The organism is Microcoleus sp. PH2017_24_DOB_U_A, from assembly GCF_020738205.1.
Classification (GTDB): Bacteria; Cyanobacteriota; Cyanobacteriia; order Cyanobacteriales; family Microcoleaceae; genus Microcoleus.
This window is the reverse complement of record NZ_JAEQCT010000048.1, coordinates 1-16,038: the sequence shown is the minus strand read 5'-3', so window position 1 is coordinate 16,038 and position 16,038 is coordinate 1. Positions and strand designations below refer to the sequence as shown.

Genomic DNA, 16,038 nt, shown 5'->3' with positions numbered 1-16,038 from the left:
CCAATCAAGAACTGGCAAGTTGTCGGCTCGGGATTAAAGTTGAAAGCCCAAAAATCCACTGTTTAACGAACTCAGCTAATATAGCATACCTGCTGAGCAACATCAGAATTCTCCTCACAGACCACCATCAGGAAGCTCGCAGGTGAAAGAAAGTCGATCGCGAGCGTTGTGGATTGATGCTTGCTTGCAAGACGGCTTGCGCCAGAGAGCAATAGCGCCAGCAAAGGCTGGAAGCTAGTTCTCATCCTAGTTCTGTGCTTGAAGCCGTATAAATTAATACACCAAATAAATAAGAAAAAAGATGACTGCAAGCCGGAAACAAAAGTTAACAAAACTTTTTAGCTAAAAAGTTTTTTTAGGCGCAAATTCAAGTAATCTATCTTTTGAGGCGAACAACCAGTCAAATCTAACTATTTTTCCAGAAAACGGCTGATTTAATCCAAATCCTGGGTAATTAAAGCGAATCGGAAAAAACCGATGGCGATTTTCTTCCTTGTGTAGGGCCACCCACTCGACAAGCGGGTGGACTCAAAGCTTGAGACGGCCAAATATTTCTGATATTTTCCCTCTACAACTTATAACTGGCTTCAGTTCTTGCCGCTCCTGCACGGCTCCCCCAAACCTATTTACTTCATACCCAAAAATGGCAATTGAGGATCTTTTCGCCAAGTACAAAAAGCCCAACATCGTTATTATCATTACCGACCAACAGCGCGCCTTGCAGCACTATCCGCGGGACTTCATCTACAGGCTCCCCGCACTGAAGCAGTTGATGAGCAACGGTTTGAGTTTCGATCGGGCATTCACCGCCGCTTCCGCCTGCGCCCCCAGTCGCGCAACTTTCTTGACCAGCCAGTATCCGGCAAAGCACAAAACAACGGATACTGGTCAGCTACAGCCGAAGGAGCCTCTGAACACACAGTTGCCCAACCTCGCCCATGTCCTAGGGAAGGCTGGCTACAAAACACGTGCTTGGCTCGGCAAATGGCACCTTGGAGAAATTGATACTAGCCCCATCGAGGCTGGATTCACGGAATGGGATGACCCGGACGCAGGCATCACAATCAGCGATTACAACACCCTAGGTGGTGGCGAGGCAGATAACGACAGTCGTTACCTCGCAGATATGCTGAAGTTCGTGGAACGGCAGGACGAGAAGGCTGAAGATCCGTTTTGCCTGGTTGCGTCCTTTGTCAATCCTCACGACGGGTTCGTAGCGTTCAGAGGGCTGGGTGGCTCTGGATATGCAAGCAGTACCCTCACTGAGGCGATCGTGGAGCTGCCACGTAACTACAGGCAGCATCTGAACGAACACCTCTTGGATAACTTACACTCAGAGCCTCGCGCCCACGCCTCAGCGAGCTGGTGGACTTTCGCTCGACCTGGCTCTAAGATGCCTCCCAAGCACAGACCGCAGGATTATGTCAACTTCTACGCCTATCTCCAGATTTTGGTCGATCGACAAATCGAGCAACTCCTGGACTGTCTGGCGAAGCAGAATCTGATCGACAATACCCTGATTATCCGCTTCGCCGACCACGGTGAAATGGCCATGAGCCACGGTTTGGTTGAGAAATTCTTTAACGCTTACGAAGAAAGCATTCGCATACCCTTCGTGTTCTCCAATCCCGTAGCCTGGCCTACAGCGCAGACTACCCAATCCCTTGCCAGCAGCGTCGATTTGACTCCCACGATCGCCTCGTTGCTTGGTGTCGAGTGGCACAAACCGGAGGAAGCGATTCCAGCAACAGCCAACCCGACGATTTTTTACGGGCAAGATTTGTCGCCAATTCTCAACAATCCGACTTCCACTGTCCAGGAATCCGTCCACTTTACATACGACGATAATCCAGCGGTTATACCTCCTCCAGAAGATAAACCGAAGCAGAGGATTTTGCACCCCAGTATCGTCCGAACGATTCGGACTTCCAAGTGGAAATATTCGGTCTACTTCAACGAACAAGACGAGGCGAAGGCTGAGGGTGCCGAAGGGGATTGGGAACTCTATAACCTAGAAGTAGATCCTTACGAGGACAAGAACCTAGCTGGTAATGGCGATCCCGAGATTAACAAGCAGCAGTGGGAATTGGAGCGGCAATTGCAAGAGGCTATGAATCGCCTGGCAACTATGCCGACTGCCTTCAAATGGCCTCCCCAGAAGACCTTGTTAAGCCGAGGCGCACCCGCCACCAAACCCACCGATATCTAGAGCGCGAGCGCCGAAGTAAGGAGTCCCGCCAAACTAGGGAGAGGATGGTGTTTTCCCTCCTTTCTCTGATTTGGGCAATATTCGATCGATCAATTAGAAAAACTCAATTACCAGTTGGTTAACCTATGGAAGCAGTTTGGGATACGTTAAAGAATATCAATTACTCTGGCATACCGATTGCTAGAATCGCTATTGTGCTCGTTGTTCTAACCTTGACACAGACGTTAAGGCGATTTTTCGTAGCAGTCATTGTTAAAACTATTGAGAGTTTTACTAGCAAAACTAAAACAACACTTGATGATGAGTTGATTACAATTATCAAGCCTGCTTTAAGTTGGCTGATTCTGATAGGTGGATTTTGGCTGAGTAAAGAAATTCTGGCAGATAACTTAGGTTCTCAACTAAATCAAACAATCGGTAGCCTGCTCAACTATACAGTTATTTTCATAGTTGCCTATGTTATTTACCGATGCTCTTCTATTTTCGGTCAGATTATAGCCAACTTAGTGCTGCACACCGAAACAGAGCTCGATGAATTGCTCAGACCTTTAATGCCCAAGATTTTTCAATCAGCAGCAATTATTGTCTTTATCATCAAGATCAGCGAGGCATTTTTAGGACAATCTGCTGCTGCATTGGTGGGGCTATTGGGCGGTGCCGGTATCACTTTTGGTTTGCTGCTGAAAGATATTGTTTACGATTGGTTCTGCACCCTGATTATTTACTCCGACAATCTCTACCGAGAAGGTGACTGGGTGGGGATATCCGGGGTCGATGGTTTCGTGCAGATACTCAATATTGGATTCAGAACTACAACTCTACATATAACTAAGTGGGGTTCTATCATCAAAATGCCCAATTCCAAAATGATTTCTGGAATTGTCGAAAACTGGTCGCAAAATCCGGGTAAAGAATTAAAATGGGGCTTAGTCTTAACTCTCAAAATAGACGGCATTTCGGCGGGGCAAACGGCGCGGATTTGTGAAAAGCTTGAAGAATTGCCGAAGTACATTCAAGGCTTGTCTCCGTCGTGTACGGTGCGGTTCAAACAAATTGACAAAAATGCCCGGGTTATTGAAATTATGGCAGTTGTCAATGACGATAATTTCTACTTTGATGCTGAGAAAAACTTAAATCTAGCTATACTAGAATTACTCGAAAAAGAAGGAATAGATTTCCTACACGTGGAACTAAGAACGGAACCTGAAAAATACAAAAAGAGCCTGCAAGCAACCAACAATTGAGCATTCATGTTGGCTCGAAGTCAATTTAGAGTAACTGCTTGCTCGCATCGTGCGATAGCGGTTGAAAATCGGGTGAAGTACAGTTACAGTCCTAGCAGACATCTGTACTTGACTCCACTCATTAATGCTAAATTGCCTGCTTTTCTCTCGATAATTCAACCTCAAATATATCGGTCATCCAAGCATTTGAGGGAAAAATATCCCGCTCCGTTTAATAACAACGGGGATTCCTGCTAAATTTACCGCACTCGCACTCTCGGAAAGCCAAATGTCAACCGCCTCTTTAACAACTCTAATAACTATTCTGGATTGCCATTCTACTCTAAAAAATGATGGCGAAGATGTCATTCAAGGATTGACCAAAAACCCAAAAACTTTACCCGCTAAATATTTTTACGACAGTCGCGGTTCTCAACTTTTTGAACAAATTTGCGAATTGCCCGAATATTATCCAACTCGCACAGAAGCCTCGATTTTGCGCCAATATGCTGGTGAAATCGCACGGATAACAGGTGATTGCGAACTCGTAGAATTAGGCAGTGGCAGTTCCACAAAAACTCGCCTTTTGCTAAATGCTTATCAATCTCGAAATTACTCCTGTAAGTATGTGCCTGTTGATGTAAGCGCCAGCATTCTCAAAGAGAGCGCCCTTCAATTGCAAGTAGAATATCCGGCTTTGCACGTTCAAGGGTTGATAGGAACTTACGAACAAGCCCTCGCTCAATTAACGCCTGCATCTTTGCCTGCGCGGATGATTTTCTTCTTGGGCAGTTCTCTGGGTAATTTCACGCCGCAGGAATGCGATGTTTTATTGAACCAAATTAAAGATGTACTCGCTCCGGGAGATTACTTTTTACTCGGCATTGACTTGCAAAAATCCCAGCAAATTTTAGAAGCAGCTTATAACGATTCTCAAGGTATAACTGCCGCTTTTAATTTAAATATGCTCGACCATTTAAACTGGCGTTTTCAGGGTGATTTTGATACTAATTTATTCACCCATCAAGCTATTTACAATCAACAAGAGAACCAAATTGAAATGTACTTGCATTGCCAAACAAGTCATGTAGTGAATTTAGAAAAGCTTGGATTGAATGTTACCTGGAAAACTGGCGAAAGTATCCTTACGGAAATTTCTCGTAAATTTGATTTAGACACTGTGGAAAAAGAACTAGACTCCAAAGGACTGAAAACCATAAAAAGCTTTACAGATCCCCAAAAGTGGTTTGGTTTAATTCTGTGTCAAGCCACTAAATGAATCACCCCGAGCCTTCGGTATTGTTTGGTTCCCAACTCTCCAAACAATACAAATTAATCTAGAAAATACGCAACCGCAGACGGCAGCACGTACTAGAACTATATTTAAAAATGTGCGTTCTCAATCGCGAGGTAGATGATGTGCTTTTCTTGTTTCAAGACTTGCTGTCAAAGTATTTGGATCGAGAAAGCGATCGGTACAAGCCCCCCAAAACGGTTGATTTGTAGTAAGCTTTAACACACCGACTTCTCAGAGCTTGAATAACCGCATTTTTTATTAGGTTTCGGGTATAGTACGAGCCGCAATTTCGCTTGTCTGTAGCAGGTAACTCTGGTCTGATTCAAGTTAATTATTTCCTCGCCTCTATTGCTATAAAAGTAATATTTGGTGTATACTTATTTAAGCGGTTACAGCAGTGGGAGAACCAACAAAACTCTGTAACAGCCAATACCTTCTATGGAGCTATCTGAATCATGTGTACGAGAATTCTATACGTTGATGGACAAGATGGACAAATAAATCCATTAATATATGACCCGAACGCGCCTAGTCCCAACGTTGTGACCGGTCGCAACATGGACTGGGCAGCCCCGCTTGAAAGCGAAATTTGGGCATTTCCAGCAAATATGGAGCGCCAGGGGGGAACATACAATAATAATGGTGATAGTTCCTTTACGTGGACATCTAAGTACGGCAGCGTAATTACCTCCGCCTTAGACGCTTGCACTACCGACGGTATCAACACTCAGGGTTTGGTTGCCAATTTGCTGTTCCTGGTAGAATCGGACTACGAACGAGGGGACGGGGAAGAAAAATTGCCAAAAATGTCAACTGCGGCATGGGCGCAGTACTTCCTCGATAGTTTCGCCACGGTCAAAGAGGCGGTTGAAGCTATGAAACCTGAAAAGTTCGAGGTGGACGCGCCCGTCATACCGGACGGCAGCAATAAGAAAAGTACAGTTCACCTGTCAATTTCCGACGCAACTGGCGATTCCGCAATTTTCGAGTACGTAGGCGGCAAGCTACAAATCCACCACGGTAAAGATTATATCGTGATGACCAATTCTCCGACCTACGACAAACAACTCGCAATCAACGAATACTGGGAAAAAAAGGATGGCATGATCGTGCTGCCGGGCACTAACAACGCCTCCGATCGATTTGCCCGTTGCTCGTTTTACCTATCGGCAGTCCCGCGCGATAATGTCAACGATGTACGCACAGCTATTGCAACCACCTTTAGCATAATTCGCAATGCCGCCGTGCCGATCGGGATCGCAGACCCCGAAAAGCCCAATCTTGCCTCCACACTTTGGAGCACCGTTTCCGACCACAAGAATCTGGTTTATTACTACGCAAACAGCCGCAGTGCGAGTGTCTGTTGGATCGATCTCAAGGAATTAAAGCTTGGCGAAGGCTCGGGAGTGCGGAAGATCGATATGCTCGAAGAAGTGAATACTCTCGAATGGTCGGAAAAACCCAAAAAGCCGGTAATAATCGAAAAGTGGGAGCTGGGCGGCGACCTCACCGATCAATTTGTACCGACCGAGCCGTTTGAATTCTTGCCTCACCCTTAAGTGTCAACGCTTCCGAGTCAGGTATAGCTTTTCTGGGATAGATGAGGTATGCCAGATTCTAGGTAGATCAAGGTTTTCAACCTTTGATACCTCATCTTCGAGAGCGATCGCCGATCCAAAGCTTCTGCATCGGCTTTGGCTTGGCGATCGCCGTACCAGCAAGGGTCGAGGTTCAATTCCCGCCATCAATGTTCTTACAGGACGGCTTGAGAAAGTTCTTTTCCAGAGCAGCCGCAGGGAACATAATTCCAGGCTTCTTAGTAGGATGGTTCAGCGTATTGAATATCCGATCCCAAAATCCTTGAATGCCGTAGTTTCCCTTAAAGCGAGAGTGGTGGAGATCGTGAAAATCTGAGTCAATGAAAAATATTGACAGAGAGCTGTGACCTTCTAAATTGTAAGCATTGCCGATCGCAGTCCAGGCGCACAATTGAGTAATATCGTATCCGAATACAAAAACAGGCAAAACGTCTGCAACGGTGACGATAGCGTATTCAAGTAGGCTTTTATGACCGGCTACAAAACTGGATGAATCCAAGAATTCGTGATGTTTGAGATGTATTTCCTGCAAGAACTTTTTGTGAAAGAGCCTATGGGTAACATAAAAGCAGAAATCCGCCACCATTATTCTCGCGAAGAATCATCCAAAATTTAAGAGCCAGCTATTTCCCCGATGAACTTCGGGAGCTAGGTACAGAATAATCGCTGCTGCTACTAAACTTTTAATTTCTCCGACCAGAATTCCTTGAGCAGTAAATTCAGGGAACGGTTGTTCTTTCACTTTCTTGACTCGGACATTGAATCTTTGCCGCCAAGTCTCGTTGTTCTCAATAACTTTTTCAATAACAATACCGAGGCTGTAGAATGAAAGTGACCCTACCAGCCAGTACAGCAAAACCTCGGCGGTAAAGCCGAGATGGAATTTATTTGAGAGCCAATAAATTAACTGCTGGACTAGGGTACAAGCAACAGCTACTTTGATAAAAAACTCTATTTCAAAAAATAAATTAAATAGTTTGACTGTTAGTTTATCCTGAGAAATTACAGTTTTTTCAGGGCAATTATTGAGTAGGTTCGGGGCTGAGAACCTGGACTGAGCATTGTTTTGTTTTTCACGTTTAGTTATCTGGACACCAGGATAAATCCATCTAGTTTAGGAAGAACAATTAATCGCTAAAAGCCTTAATATACCGTTCCTAATAACTGACATTAAGGACAAAAACTTCTCACCAATAAATTCTTATTGAGAATGCTGTCATATCTAAATTCCACTTTAAGGAGAACTAGAGGTTTCAAATATTCTCTGGTAAGTAGATGCATTTACCCTGCGTTCGCACCTTGGTGATTGAATTTACCAATCACGAAGTCAAGCAATATAATATTGTCCATCTTTTAAAAAATCTCATGTTTGCTCCACTTCGTCAACCTGCTTTTTTCAATAATTTTAAGGTTGAGCAAGGGGGCTACGGGATTGTGTGGAATGAAGATATTGATTTGAGTGAGTATGAGCTTTGGAAAAATGGCATAACAGTAGCAGAAAGCGTAGGCGTAGCCCGTCGTAGACATCCCTCAGTTAAGCTGTAGGATGGCAACTGGGTTTTTCTATTATTCGTAAGTGCGATCGATCGGCTTCGCTGCGGCCGTTGGCAATCGCACTAAAAAATAGGATCGGCATTCTGTAAATAAAAGGCGATCGCACTTCTCCCTACAAAAAAGGCGATCGCCCTTCTCCCTACAAAAAAAGCGATCGCACTTCTGGACGTAAAAGGCGATCATCTTTCCTCAGCTTTTAAAAGGATTAAAAACCACAATCTCTATCCCATCAAAATCTTTTTCATTACGAGTAACTAAAGCATCGTTATGATATTTGGTTGTAGCAGCAATAAGAGAATCTAAGGGCGGTAACTTTCGCCCTTCTTTTTCTATCATCTCCTACCAACTCTCCTCATAACAAGATCACTGATAAATCTAATGGTAAAATTCTTCCCTCGAATCCTATAATTAATTCATTTTCAAACCAGTCTTAAATATTCTTTTTCCGCAATGATTAAGGTAGTTTTTCAATTCCCTTTCTAATTTCACCAATGGTGATTATACTTAGAAAAAGATTGTTTGTATCTATACCTTTAAGCCAATCAATTACTTTTTGATTGGGCTGCTTGGCAATCAATTCAGAAATAACATTTGTATCTAAAATATAGCTCATAACAAATCTACTTCGCGGTTGTCAATATCTCTTTGACGTTCTAAATCTATATCCACACCAACTAGAGGAGAATTTTGGAATAATTCAACTAAATTTTTTGACTCAGTTTTGAGGGGCTAATTTTCTATTTTTCTGGTTGAATAATCTATTAATTCAATCTTTTCTTCTCTGGTTAAATTGTCTACTTATTGTAATAGTATTTTCACAGATAAATTGCTCATTTTAATTTTCTTCTTTCAAGAAGATTAAGACTTATCTTCTTCTAATTATAGTACCCGTTTGCGCGATCGCCCTTCTCCCCACAAAATGTGCGATCGCACTCCCTACATCCCCTTCAGGATCGCACTCCCGACACAAAAGCGATCGCCCTTCTCCCGACACAAAAGCGATCGCCCTTCTCCTAACACAAAAGCGATCGCACTCTCACAAAGAAAAAGCGATCCCACTCCCGTAAAAAAGGCGATCGCACTTCTCCCGACACAAAAGCGATCGCACTTCTGCCTACACAAAAGCGATAAAGGACAGCTCAACCTCTGCGAAAGTTGGAGAAATCCTGGCTAGTAAGTTGTCTGGAAAAACCCATCCGGGAAAGATTTGAGAATCCCTGGACTCCGCTATCGCTAAAGTCCAGGGATTCTCAAATGAATCTAAGCGAACTTCTTTGCTTTACTCTTCTGAAACCCAATCAGGATGAACTTTTCAGCCATCAAGTGGCGGCAAATGACAGCCTTGCTTATTTCACCCCTACTTGTTGCTTAATTTCTCTTAGAGCTTCATATGCTTCACGCTTACTCTGTTGGTCAAAATGTACAGCGTTATATTGATCGTATGGTTTTAAGTCAGTCGGCACTTCAATAACAGCAACAGGTTTAAATTCATCCCAGCCTGGATAATCATCAACGCGAACAGCAAGTTGAGCAGGATTTCCAAGGTCAGAAATGGATACTGTAGAGTCATAATCAGTTGTTACACACTCTTCATCTATCTCACCAACCTTAATATTTCTTTCATATATATCTGGTTCGACATCCGCAATATTACCATCTTTCTTCAGTAGTACTAAATCCCATTCAGTATCAAGATTGCTATCATTTTTGACAGTGACACAAACAGATAATTCATCGTCACTCAATCTGTCTACTATTCGATTTACTTTGACAGCCTGAACTTTCAAACTATAAATTGCACCGGAAACGGAAGATTCACCAAGTTTACTAACAGCCCAGACTGCATAGTCAGCCTGTTTTTTGCATGAATTTAATAGATTAACGTCCGATGTTAGTATGTTTCCCCACATTTTTGGGTTTGTTATCATTCCAAAAATATTTTGACTAATCTTTTTCCAAAAGTCTCTATCCTCACATATTTTATAAAGATTTTGTTGAAACTCATTGTCACATTGTTCTTTTGTTTTACCTGATTCTGCTAAGTTGTAACAATCATCATGTTTTTCACAAGCTGGGTTAAAAAGCCCATCGTAAGGATATATAAAAAATTTAGTGGCAATATGACCAATAGTAGAATTTTGAGGTCCACAGCCGTTACCAGCATAAGCTTTGGGAATATATATTCCATAACCAAAAAGAAAAAAACCAATAAATAAAGCCAATATTTTTACAAAAACTCTTCTAACCATATTTACCACCTATGATGAACGATGAACTGAGAGAGCTTATAACAAGAAAAATCCATTGACGCGGGAGCAATCACTGAATTTTGAGGAGCAGAATAAGTAACAATTTGATAGGACGTATTCTACTTAACTACCTGAGAAACAATGGCTTGACAGTTAACTGTATCAACTACCCACCCCATTTGTGAATTTTTTGAGTTAGCGGCATTCTACAAAAAAGCAATCACTAATTGGAATTTATCTGTGCCCACATCTATTAGACGTTCCCCCACCCCAATTTCGGAATTTTTCGACTTACAGGCAAATTTTCTCCCCCCAAATCCACCCTCAACCCCCACAACCCTTCCGCCCCTTACTTTTCAGCCGCCGCAAAGTTTTCTCGACTTCCCCACGAGTCGGATACAACAACTCCTGACGCAAAGCACTTTGATATGCCTCTATCGCCCCCAACGTCAAGCAGGGTTGTTTCATTCTCCTACCCAATTCTAGATCTTCGTCTTTCTAAAGCCTCTGACGGGCGAAGCGATCGCACTCCCCAATTTCCCATAAAAAAGCGATGTCTACGACGGGCTACGCCTACGCATTACAAGATCCGTAATCGCAATAAAACGTTGGGTGGGCTAGCGACAGCCTAACCCACCCAATTTAATCATAATGATACCGATGGTGCGTTAACGAAGTGTAACGCAGCCTACAAGATCGGGCGATCGCACTAAGCGCCTTGGCGACTGCTATAATACAAAACCCAACCACAATATAATCGATACTTACATAAAAGTACGACAATTTTATTGAGCTTTGACATATTTCAAAGACTCATCTGAACCGTAAGTAAGTTTCAGATTTACATCACTTACCTCATAAGATGTAGCCGAGCCTAATGCTTGAAAATATTTCATCTCCTGAGCGTTTTTAGAAGAATCTACGCACGCCCTTAGTGTGGCAGATCCTGGGATAATTATGATTCTGCCTGAATTAGCAGCGAAACCAGCAGAGTAATTGTTGCAGCCTCCACTGCCGGTGATAGTCCCCTGAAAATCATGATCAAAGTTGGCTGTAATTTGACCCGAAACAGGATCGCTGCCTAATGATTCAAGCTCCCAACTTCCTCTGAGGTTTGCCGCGTAACTGGGGCTTTGAAATGCCAAAGCCAAACACAATAGAGCCATGGCAAAAACGATGGTCTTTTTGATCTGTTTCAAGATGTTCATGGTTTGATTTCTCCTGCAATTATAGTTTGATAGTTGATTGCGTAACCCTTCGCTCCGGCTTTGTTGGATTAATTGAAAATGGTTTGAGTAAGACGTTTTCCCACCCCAATTTCGGAATTTTTCGAGTTGTAACTGTTCAGGGGGAGTAAAAGAGCAATAAGCTACGTTTTCCCACTGAGTTTTTCGTCCCATATCTTCTAGACGTTTCCCAACCCCAATTTGGGAATTTTTCGAGTTACAGGCATTTTTTCCTCCCAAATCCACTCTCAACCCCCAGAACCCTTCCGCCCCTTGCCTTTCAGTAGAATAGAATTACGCTCGATCAATGCGGGTTGGCTTAAGTGATGTGAAAACCACAAAACACCTATGCCTCACAAGGGTTTCTCCAGCCCTATCCCTGTTCATGTACCGTTTTAACGTGGATTGGTCGTTAACGACCAATCCACGTTAAAATAGTTGAGAAAATTCTGAACTATTTTCCAGGTTCAAAAAAACCTAGCCTTGAAAGGGAAAGTACTACCCCTCTTCCCTCCCTGTACACGTCGGTTTCAGCTCGTGTTCTGGCCTTCAGAAGCCAAACCAGCTTTTGATTGAATTGATCGTACCCGTAAAAAAGTCTCTCACTGTATAGTATATATTTTTGATCCAGTCCCACACCTGGTTGAAAAATTCGGCGATCTTAGCCCATAATTTGGCAAAAAAGTTGTATATGGCATCCACCGCAGTGAGGATAGCGTACTGTTGTGATGGATTATTCAGGCCATGATTTTCGAGGGCATCGAAGGCTTTGTCAACCGCGTCGTGGGATTGTTCCCGCCTTTCTTTCATCCGCCGCTTGAATTCGTCCTCGGTAATGCCCCCTGCATTTAGCTCTTCCGCATTTACCTTCGTCTCATCTTGCAGCCGTTGCTGGTGGTATACCTGATCGTCTTGAATTCCTGATATTATTGATATTGCTTTATAGTCCAGTCCATCTAGTGGTATCTCGTCGTTTGTCGCCAAACTTACTCGCTCGGTTTTCGGTCTTACACTCGCGTCACTATCTAAGCACCAGGTATATGGCATCGCATAACGAGTCGATGGGTACGTCTTATAGTGGTTGCGGATCGAGTTCATTTTTTCCTGGAACGTCATCGTGTCTTTGGTTTGGGTTTCCATAAGTCTCCTCTTTTTGATTGACTGTGTGGTTTTTCCTTCCCACATCCTTTAGACGTTTCCCAACCCCAATTTCGGAATTTTTCGACTTACAGCCAAATTTTCTCCCCCAAAAACCACCCTCAACCCCCAGAACCCTTATACCTCCTATCTTTCAGCCGCCGTATATTTTTTTCAACTTCCCCACGAGTCGGATACAACAACTCCTGACGCAAAGCACTTTGATATGCCTCGATCGCTCCCAACCTATCCCCCAACCCCACCAAGGCTCTCCCCAGCCAGTAATCAGCCATAGTCGGATTAAACGCCCTCAATTCCTGACATCCCTCACAAGCGGCTTTCCACGATCGCAAACTCGCCCCAACATCCCCCAGCACTCGGTAACTCTCCCCCAGCCAAACCGCAGCAGGTAATGATTGCAGAGAACCCCCTGCTGGTAAAAACTCCCATCCTTTCTCCAACGCCTCCACCGCTTCCTGATGTTTAAGAGCCAAAGCCAACACCCTTCCATGACAAAACCAAGCATCAGCTAACTGAGGCTGTAGTTGCGTCCCCTTTTCCGAAACCAGACACCCCCTTTCAACCTCTTTAAAGCATTCCACCAACACTCGCCCCGCGATCGCCCAAACACTCCAGCGTTGAGGAAAACGCTCAAGCATTTCTTCCACTATGGAAGCAAGGGTTATGTTATTCCCCTCTTTTGTTTGGAGAGTACCCTCGACCCCCTTTTTTAAGGGGAAAGTTAGAGGAAGAGAGGTCATTTTCGCAACAGGCAAAATCTCACACAAAGCCCGATAAATTTCACACTCATCGGGATACAGATGATAAGCTTTTAGCATCATGGACGCCGCCCTCTGATATTCCCCCGTCTCAAACAAGCAGCGCCCATAGTAATACCAACCATGAGGATGATTCGGGTGTTGTGCGGTAAACTCTGCTAACACCTCCAAACCTTCCTTCCAATCTCCTCGAAAGATGTGATAATATGCCAGAGATTTGTGAGTCTCAGCCCCATGAGGATACTGTCGCAGAGCAGAGGTAATCATCTTTTTAGTCTCCTTCCCCTCCTTCCCAGATATCAATCTCATCGCGCAACGCTCATTCAACTGTCGTTGAAGTACCCGGAAATCATCAGCAGCTAAGACGATTAATTTATGCAACCGTCGCTGTGCTTCCTGAAGATTCCCCACCGCCATTAGCGCATCATAGCTATGAATTAAGGCGACAATATCATCAGGGTTAAGTGACAAAATCATCTCAAAGGCTCCTAAAGCCCCAACAGGATTCTCTCTCCCCATCTGCAATTGTCCCAAAACCAGCCAGTTAGCTGCGTTATCTGGTTGTAGGTTAGCCGCAGTTTCCAACGCAGTGATGGCTTTTTTACTGTCACCTCGACAAATTGCGATCGCGCCGCTGATATACTGTCCTATCCCTTCATTGTCCGACAATGGTAAGGCACTCTGATAAACCTCGATCGCCTCAGCTTCCCTTCCCATTAGCTGCAAGAGTTTCCCCAATTTTAACAACACATCTATTAATTGAGGTTGCCGCTCAATGACTTGGCGATACTCCTCAACCGCCCGCTCCCAGTTACCCATTACTGACAAGAGATTAGCTAATTCCAAGCGTTTCTTCCAGCCATAGGGATACTGCTCCACATACTGACTTAATGTGTTCAGCTTCTGCTCTTGTCTCGTTAGCTTTTTTTCTAAGACTAGATGAACATTCAACTCCACCCCAGAGCAGTGGGTGACTGGTACCAAGCAGGAAAAATTGTTTCCAGACATATTGCGCTTACTTGATAATTAAGAGAACAATCAAAGCGCCCCTTTTGTTGGGGGAATGGAGCTATTTTTTGGTAAATCGTGATTATTTCATCTGAGTGAAAACTTTCCATTCCGGGCTCTCCCTTTTTGTCCGGTGACTCGGAGGAATTTAACAGAGAATTGTCCAACCCTGACAAATACTTTGTCAAACGCTTTTGCAGAATTTTTCGCGCTTGTGAAATACGTTTGCGAAGGTTTTCGTAGGATACACCTAGCTTTTGTACTATTTCCAGATAGGATTTTTCCGCAATGAAGTGTAGGATAAAAGGTTCGCGCAGTTTGGGCGGCAAATCCTCAATAGCGCGTTGGATTATCATTGCTAATTCGCAGTGTAAAGCGACAGTTTCAGGACTATGGGAGAGAGAAACCAGTCCCTCTTCCCCTTTTTCAATTATTACTTCCAAACTCTCAACCCGATCGCCCAACCTCTTATTTTCTCGATGTATATCCATACAAAGGTTATAAGTCAGTCGGGTCAACCAAGCTTTAAAATTAGTGATGACACCAGTAGAATCTTGACTCTTCTCAAAGGCTTTGAGCATCGCTCGACTGAGTACCTCTTCGGCATTAGTCGCGTTTCCGTCCATCCACTTCAAACAGCAACGGTAAAGATAATCTCGGTGCTGGTTCCATTGTTGCCAAAAATTTGTGCTTGTATCTGACGAGCGATCCGACTGCTTTGAAATGCTAGATAATTGAGAACCTAATTTCATTTCTAATGCCTAAACTCTGGCTGTAAGTTTCAAGTAATCTTGGAGGTTGTGGTTGACAGTCACACCGCGATCGTTCTATCAAAGCTGCTGAACACCAGGGTCTAGGAAAATACCCTACCTAAATATTAGTAATACTTACCCAAATTTTACACTCAAATTGACTGGTAAATAGGCGTGAGTCAACCGTATTGTGCAACCAAATGTAAAATCATACAAACTCTTGCTGTTGCTTTTTTTAATGAATTTTGCCTGCAAGCCATACCTGTAGAACCCATCCAATATGTAGTTTGCTAGTAACTCAAGTACGAATGCCGATGCGAATTGCATCTCCATCTTGGCATTTCGTACTTGATTTACCTGCTGCCAGCTACGGCTCTCTGCCCTGATTCAACAATCCGTACTCTGGATTGGTGAGAAATCAAGAAAAAGAACAAACCGCCCAGGCTTTTAATCCTAATGCGCGCGCATCTGTGAAGCGCTGGACTGCATTACATTTTCGACTCGGAAATCACCGGCATTATATTTTCGACTTGGAAATCACCGGGATTTTCGTTGATAACCTGGTTAACTGTATCGCGCAATATTTTTTCTAGCACGTCAATAAATGAACCAGTTGCAGTTTCTGTGACCCAGGGGTCCATCACTACAGAACGCAGAACGGTGATGGGCATGTCTGATGAGCCATCTACTCCCAAACGTTGTTTGTAGGTTTTGATGAATTCTGTCCCGTAGGACTTTTCGTAGAAATCCGTCGTGCTCACAATCAGATCGTAAGCAGAGATATCAGTCTCCGGTTCGATGCTCAGCTTCTCGTAAATTGTTTGGTTGAGTTTGTTTGCCTTCTCTAAATTGTTGTTGACTTTGCCCGATGGAGTCTTGAAGTTGAAAGCATAGACCAAGATATTTTGGCAGGGGGAACGCATCTTATTGAACACTCTTCGCTAGTGGTGAGTATATTTTGAGATAAATTCACCATTCTTAGAAGCTATAGATACGCTTTGTAATG

The 16,038-nt window shown here is 43.7% G+C and carries 18 protein-coding genes; 6 read left to right on the top strand and 12 right to left on the bottom strand.

Going from position 1 to position 16,038, the window contains the following annotated elements; genetic code table 11:
• Positions 1 to 643: 643 nt before the first annotated feature.
• From JGK07_RS14295 to JGK07_RS14280, 4 genes are all read left to right on the top strand, one after another.
• Positions 644 to 2,209, top strand: coding sequence for a sulfatase-like hydrolase/transferase (locus JGK07_RS14295; RefSeq protein WP_293224362.1), 1,566 nt, complete (start codon positions 644 to 646; stop codon positions 2,207 to 2,209).
• A gap of 194 nt (positions 2,210 to 2,403) precedes the next feature.
• Positions 2,404 to 3,453 carry a mechanosensitive ion channel domain-containing protein gene (locus JGK07_RS14290; protein ID WP_293184599.1) on the top strand — a complete coding sequence of 350 codons (1,050 nt, stop codon included), beginning with the start codon at positions 2,404 to 2,406 and terminating at the stop codon, positions 3,451 to 3,453.
• A gap of 268 nt (positions 3,454 to 3,721) precedes the next feature.
• A complete protein-coding gene (gene egtD / locus JGK07_RS14285; protein WP_293211721.1) occupies positions 3,722 to 4,711 on the top strand; it encodes an L-histidine N(alpha)-methyltransferase in 990 nt (329 codons plus the stop codon).
• Between the two features lie 473 nt (positions 4,712 to 5,184).
• Positions 5,185 to 6,288: a linear amide C-N hydrolase gene (locus JGK07_RS14280; protein ID WP_293211719.1), complete on the top strand. Its 1,104-nt coding sequence runs from the start codon at positions 5,185 to 5,187 to the stop codon at positions 6,286 to 6,288.
• A gap of 17 nt (positions 6,289 to 6,305) precedes the next feature.
• On the opposite strand, the gene JGK07_RS14275 is transcribed toward JGK07_RS14280, so the two are convergent.
• Genes JGK07_RS14275 through JGK07_RS14265 form a run of 3 tightly spaced genes read right to left on the bottom strand, consistent with a single transcriptional unit; the run spans position 6,306 to position 7,069 of the window.
• Positions 6,306 to 6,464, bottom strand: coding sequence for a hypothetical protein (locus JGK07_RS14275; RefSeq protein ID WP_293211717.1), 159 nt, complete (start codon positions 6,462 to 6,464; stop codon positions 6,306 to 6,308).
• The gene (locus JGK07_RS14270) at positions 6,461 to 6,913 is read right to left on the bottom strand and encodes a sterol desaturase family protein (RefSeq protein ID WP_293211715.1); all 453 of its coding nucleotides are present in this window, start codon (positions 6,911 to 6,913) and stop codon (positions 6,461 to 6,463) included. The genes JGK07_RS14275 and JGK07_RS14270 overlap by 4 nt, the downstream gene beginning before the upstream one ends.
• A gap of 15 nt (positions 6,914 to 6,928) precedes the next feature.
• Positions 6,929 to 7,069, bottom strand: a complete 141-nt coding sequence (locus tag JGK07_RS14265) for a hypothetical protein (protein ID WP_293184610.1) — start codon at positions 7,067 to 7,069, stop codon at positions 6,929 to 6,931.
• Positions 7,070 to 7,629: 560 nt separating this feature from the next.
• On the opposite strand from JGK07_RS14265, the gene JGK07_RS14260 reads away from it, so the two are divergent.
• Positions 7,630 to 7,872: a DUF2442 domain-containing protein gene (locus JGK07_RS14260; protein WP_293224360.1), complete on the top strand. Its 243-nt coding sequence runs from the start codon at positions 7,630 to 7,632 to the stop codon at positions 7,870 to 7,872.
• A gap of 21 nt (positions 7,873 to 7,893) precedes the next feature.
• Here JGK07_RS14260 and JGK07_RS14255 read toward each other — a convergent pair whose 3' ends face one another.
• The 3 genes from JGK07_RS14255 to JGK07_RS14245 all read right to left on the bottom strand — a co-directional run bounded on the left by JGK07_RS14255 (position 7,894) and on the right by JGK07_RS14245 (position 8,494).
• The gene (locus JGK07_RS14255) at positions 7,894 to 8,064 is read right to left on the bottom strand and encodes a hypothetical protein (protein ID WP_293224346.1); all 171 of its coding nucleotides are present in this window, start codon (positions 8,062 to 8,064) and stop codon (positions 7,894 to 7,896) included.
• Between the two features lie 6 nt (positions 8,065 to 8,070).
• Positions 8,071 to 8,217 carry a hypothetical protein gene (locus JGK07_RS14250; protein ID WP_293204272.1) on the bottom strand — a complete coding sequence of 49 codons (147 nt, stop codon included), beginning with the start codon at positions 8,215 to 8,217 and terminating at the stop codon, positions 8,071 to 8,073.
• A gap of 118 nt (positions 8,218 to 8,335) precedes the next feature.
• Positions 8,336 to 8,494, bottom strand: coding sequence for a PIN domain-containing protein (locus JGK07_RS14245; RefSeq protein ID WP_293224344.1), 159 nt, complete (start codon positions 8,492 to 8,494; stop codon positions 8,336 to 8,338).
• Positions 8,495 to 8,773: 279 nt separating this feature from the next.
• On the opposite strand from JGK07_RS14245, the gene JGK07_RS14240 reads away from it, so the two are divergent.
• Positions 8,774 to 9,055, top strand: coding sequence for a hypothetical protein (locus tag JGK07_RS14240; RefSeq protein ID WP_293224342.1), 282 nt, complete (start codon positions 8,774 to 8,776; stop codon positions 9,053 to 9,055).
• A 172-nt stretch (positions 9,056 to 9,227) separates the two neighbouring features.
• Here JGK07_RS14240 and JGK07_RS14235 read toward each other — a convergent pair whose 3' ends face one another.
• From JGK07_RS14235 to JGK07_RS14210, 6 genes are all read right to left on the bottom strand, one after another.
• On the bottom strand, positions 9,228 to 10,130 hold the full coding sequence (locus JGK07_RS14235; protein ID WP_293224340.1) for a hypothetical protein: 903 nt from the start codon (positions 10,128 to 10,130) through the stop codon (positions 9,228 to 9,230).
• 785 nt (positions 10,131 to 10,915) lie between these two features.
• Positions 10,916 to 11,602 (bottom strand): META domain-containing protein, encoded by a 687-nt coding sequence (locus JGK07_RS14230; RefSeq protein ID WP_293224338.1) that lies wholly within the window; start codon positions 11,600 to 11,602, stop codon positions 10,916 to 10,918.
• A gap of 303 nt (positions 11,603 to 11,905) precedes the next feature.
• A complete protein-coding gene (locus JGK07_RS14225; protein ID WP_293224336.1) occupies positions 11,906 to 12,496 on the bottom strand; it encodes a hypothetical protein in 591 nt (196 codons plus the stop codon).
• A 119-nt stretch (positions 12,497 to 12,615) separates the two neighbouring features.
• Complete coding sequence (locus JGK07_RS14220; RefSeq protein ID WP_293242141.1) at positions 12,616 to 14,280, bottom strand: tetratricopeptide repeat protein; 1,665 nt, start codon at positions 14,278 to 14,280, stop codon at positions 12,616 to 12,618.
• The gene (locus JGK07_RS14215; protein WP_293211700.1) at positions 14,220 to 15,032 is read right to left on the bottom strand and encodes an RNA polymerase sigma factor; all 813 of its coding nucleotides are present in this window, start codon (positions 15,030 to 15,032) and stop codon (positions 14,220 to 14,222) included. Before JGK07_RS14215 ends, JGK07_RS14220 begins: the two co-directional genes overlap by 61 nt.
• Positions 15,033 to 15,520: 488 nt before the next feature.
• Positions 15,521 to 15,955, bottom strand: a complete 435-nt coding sequence (locus JGK07_RS14210; protein WP_293242138.1) for a hypothetical protein — start codon at positions 15,953 to 15,955, stop codon at positions 15,521 to 15,523.
• Positions 15,956 to 16,038: the final 83 nt, after the last annotated feature.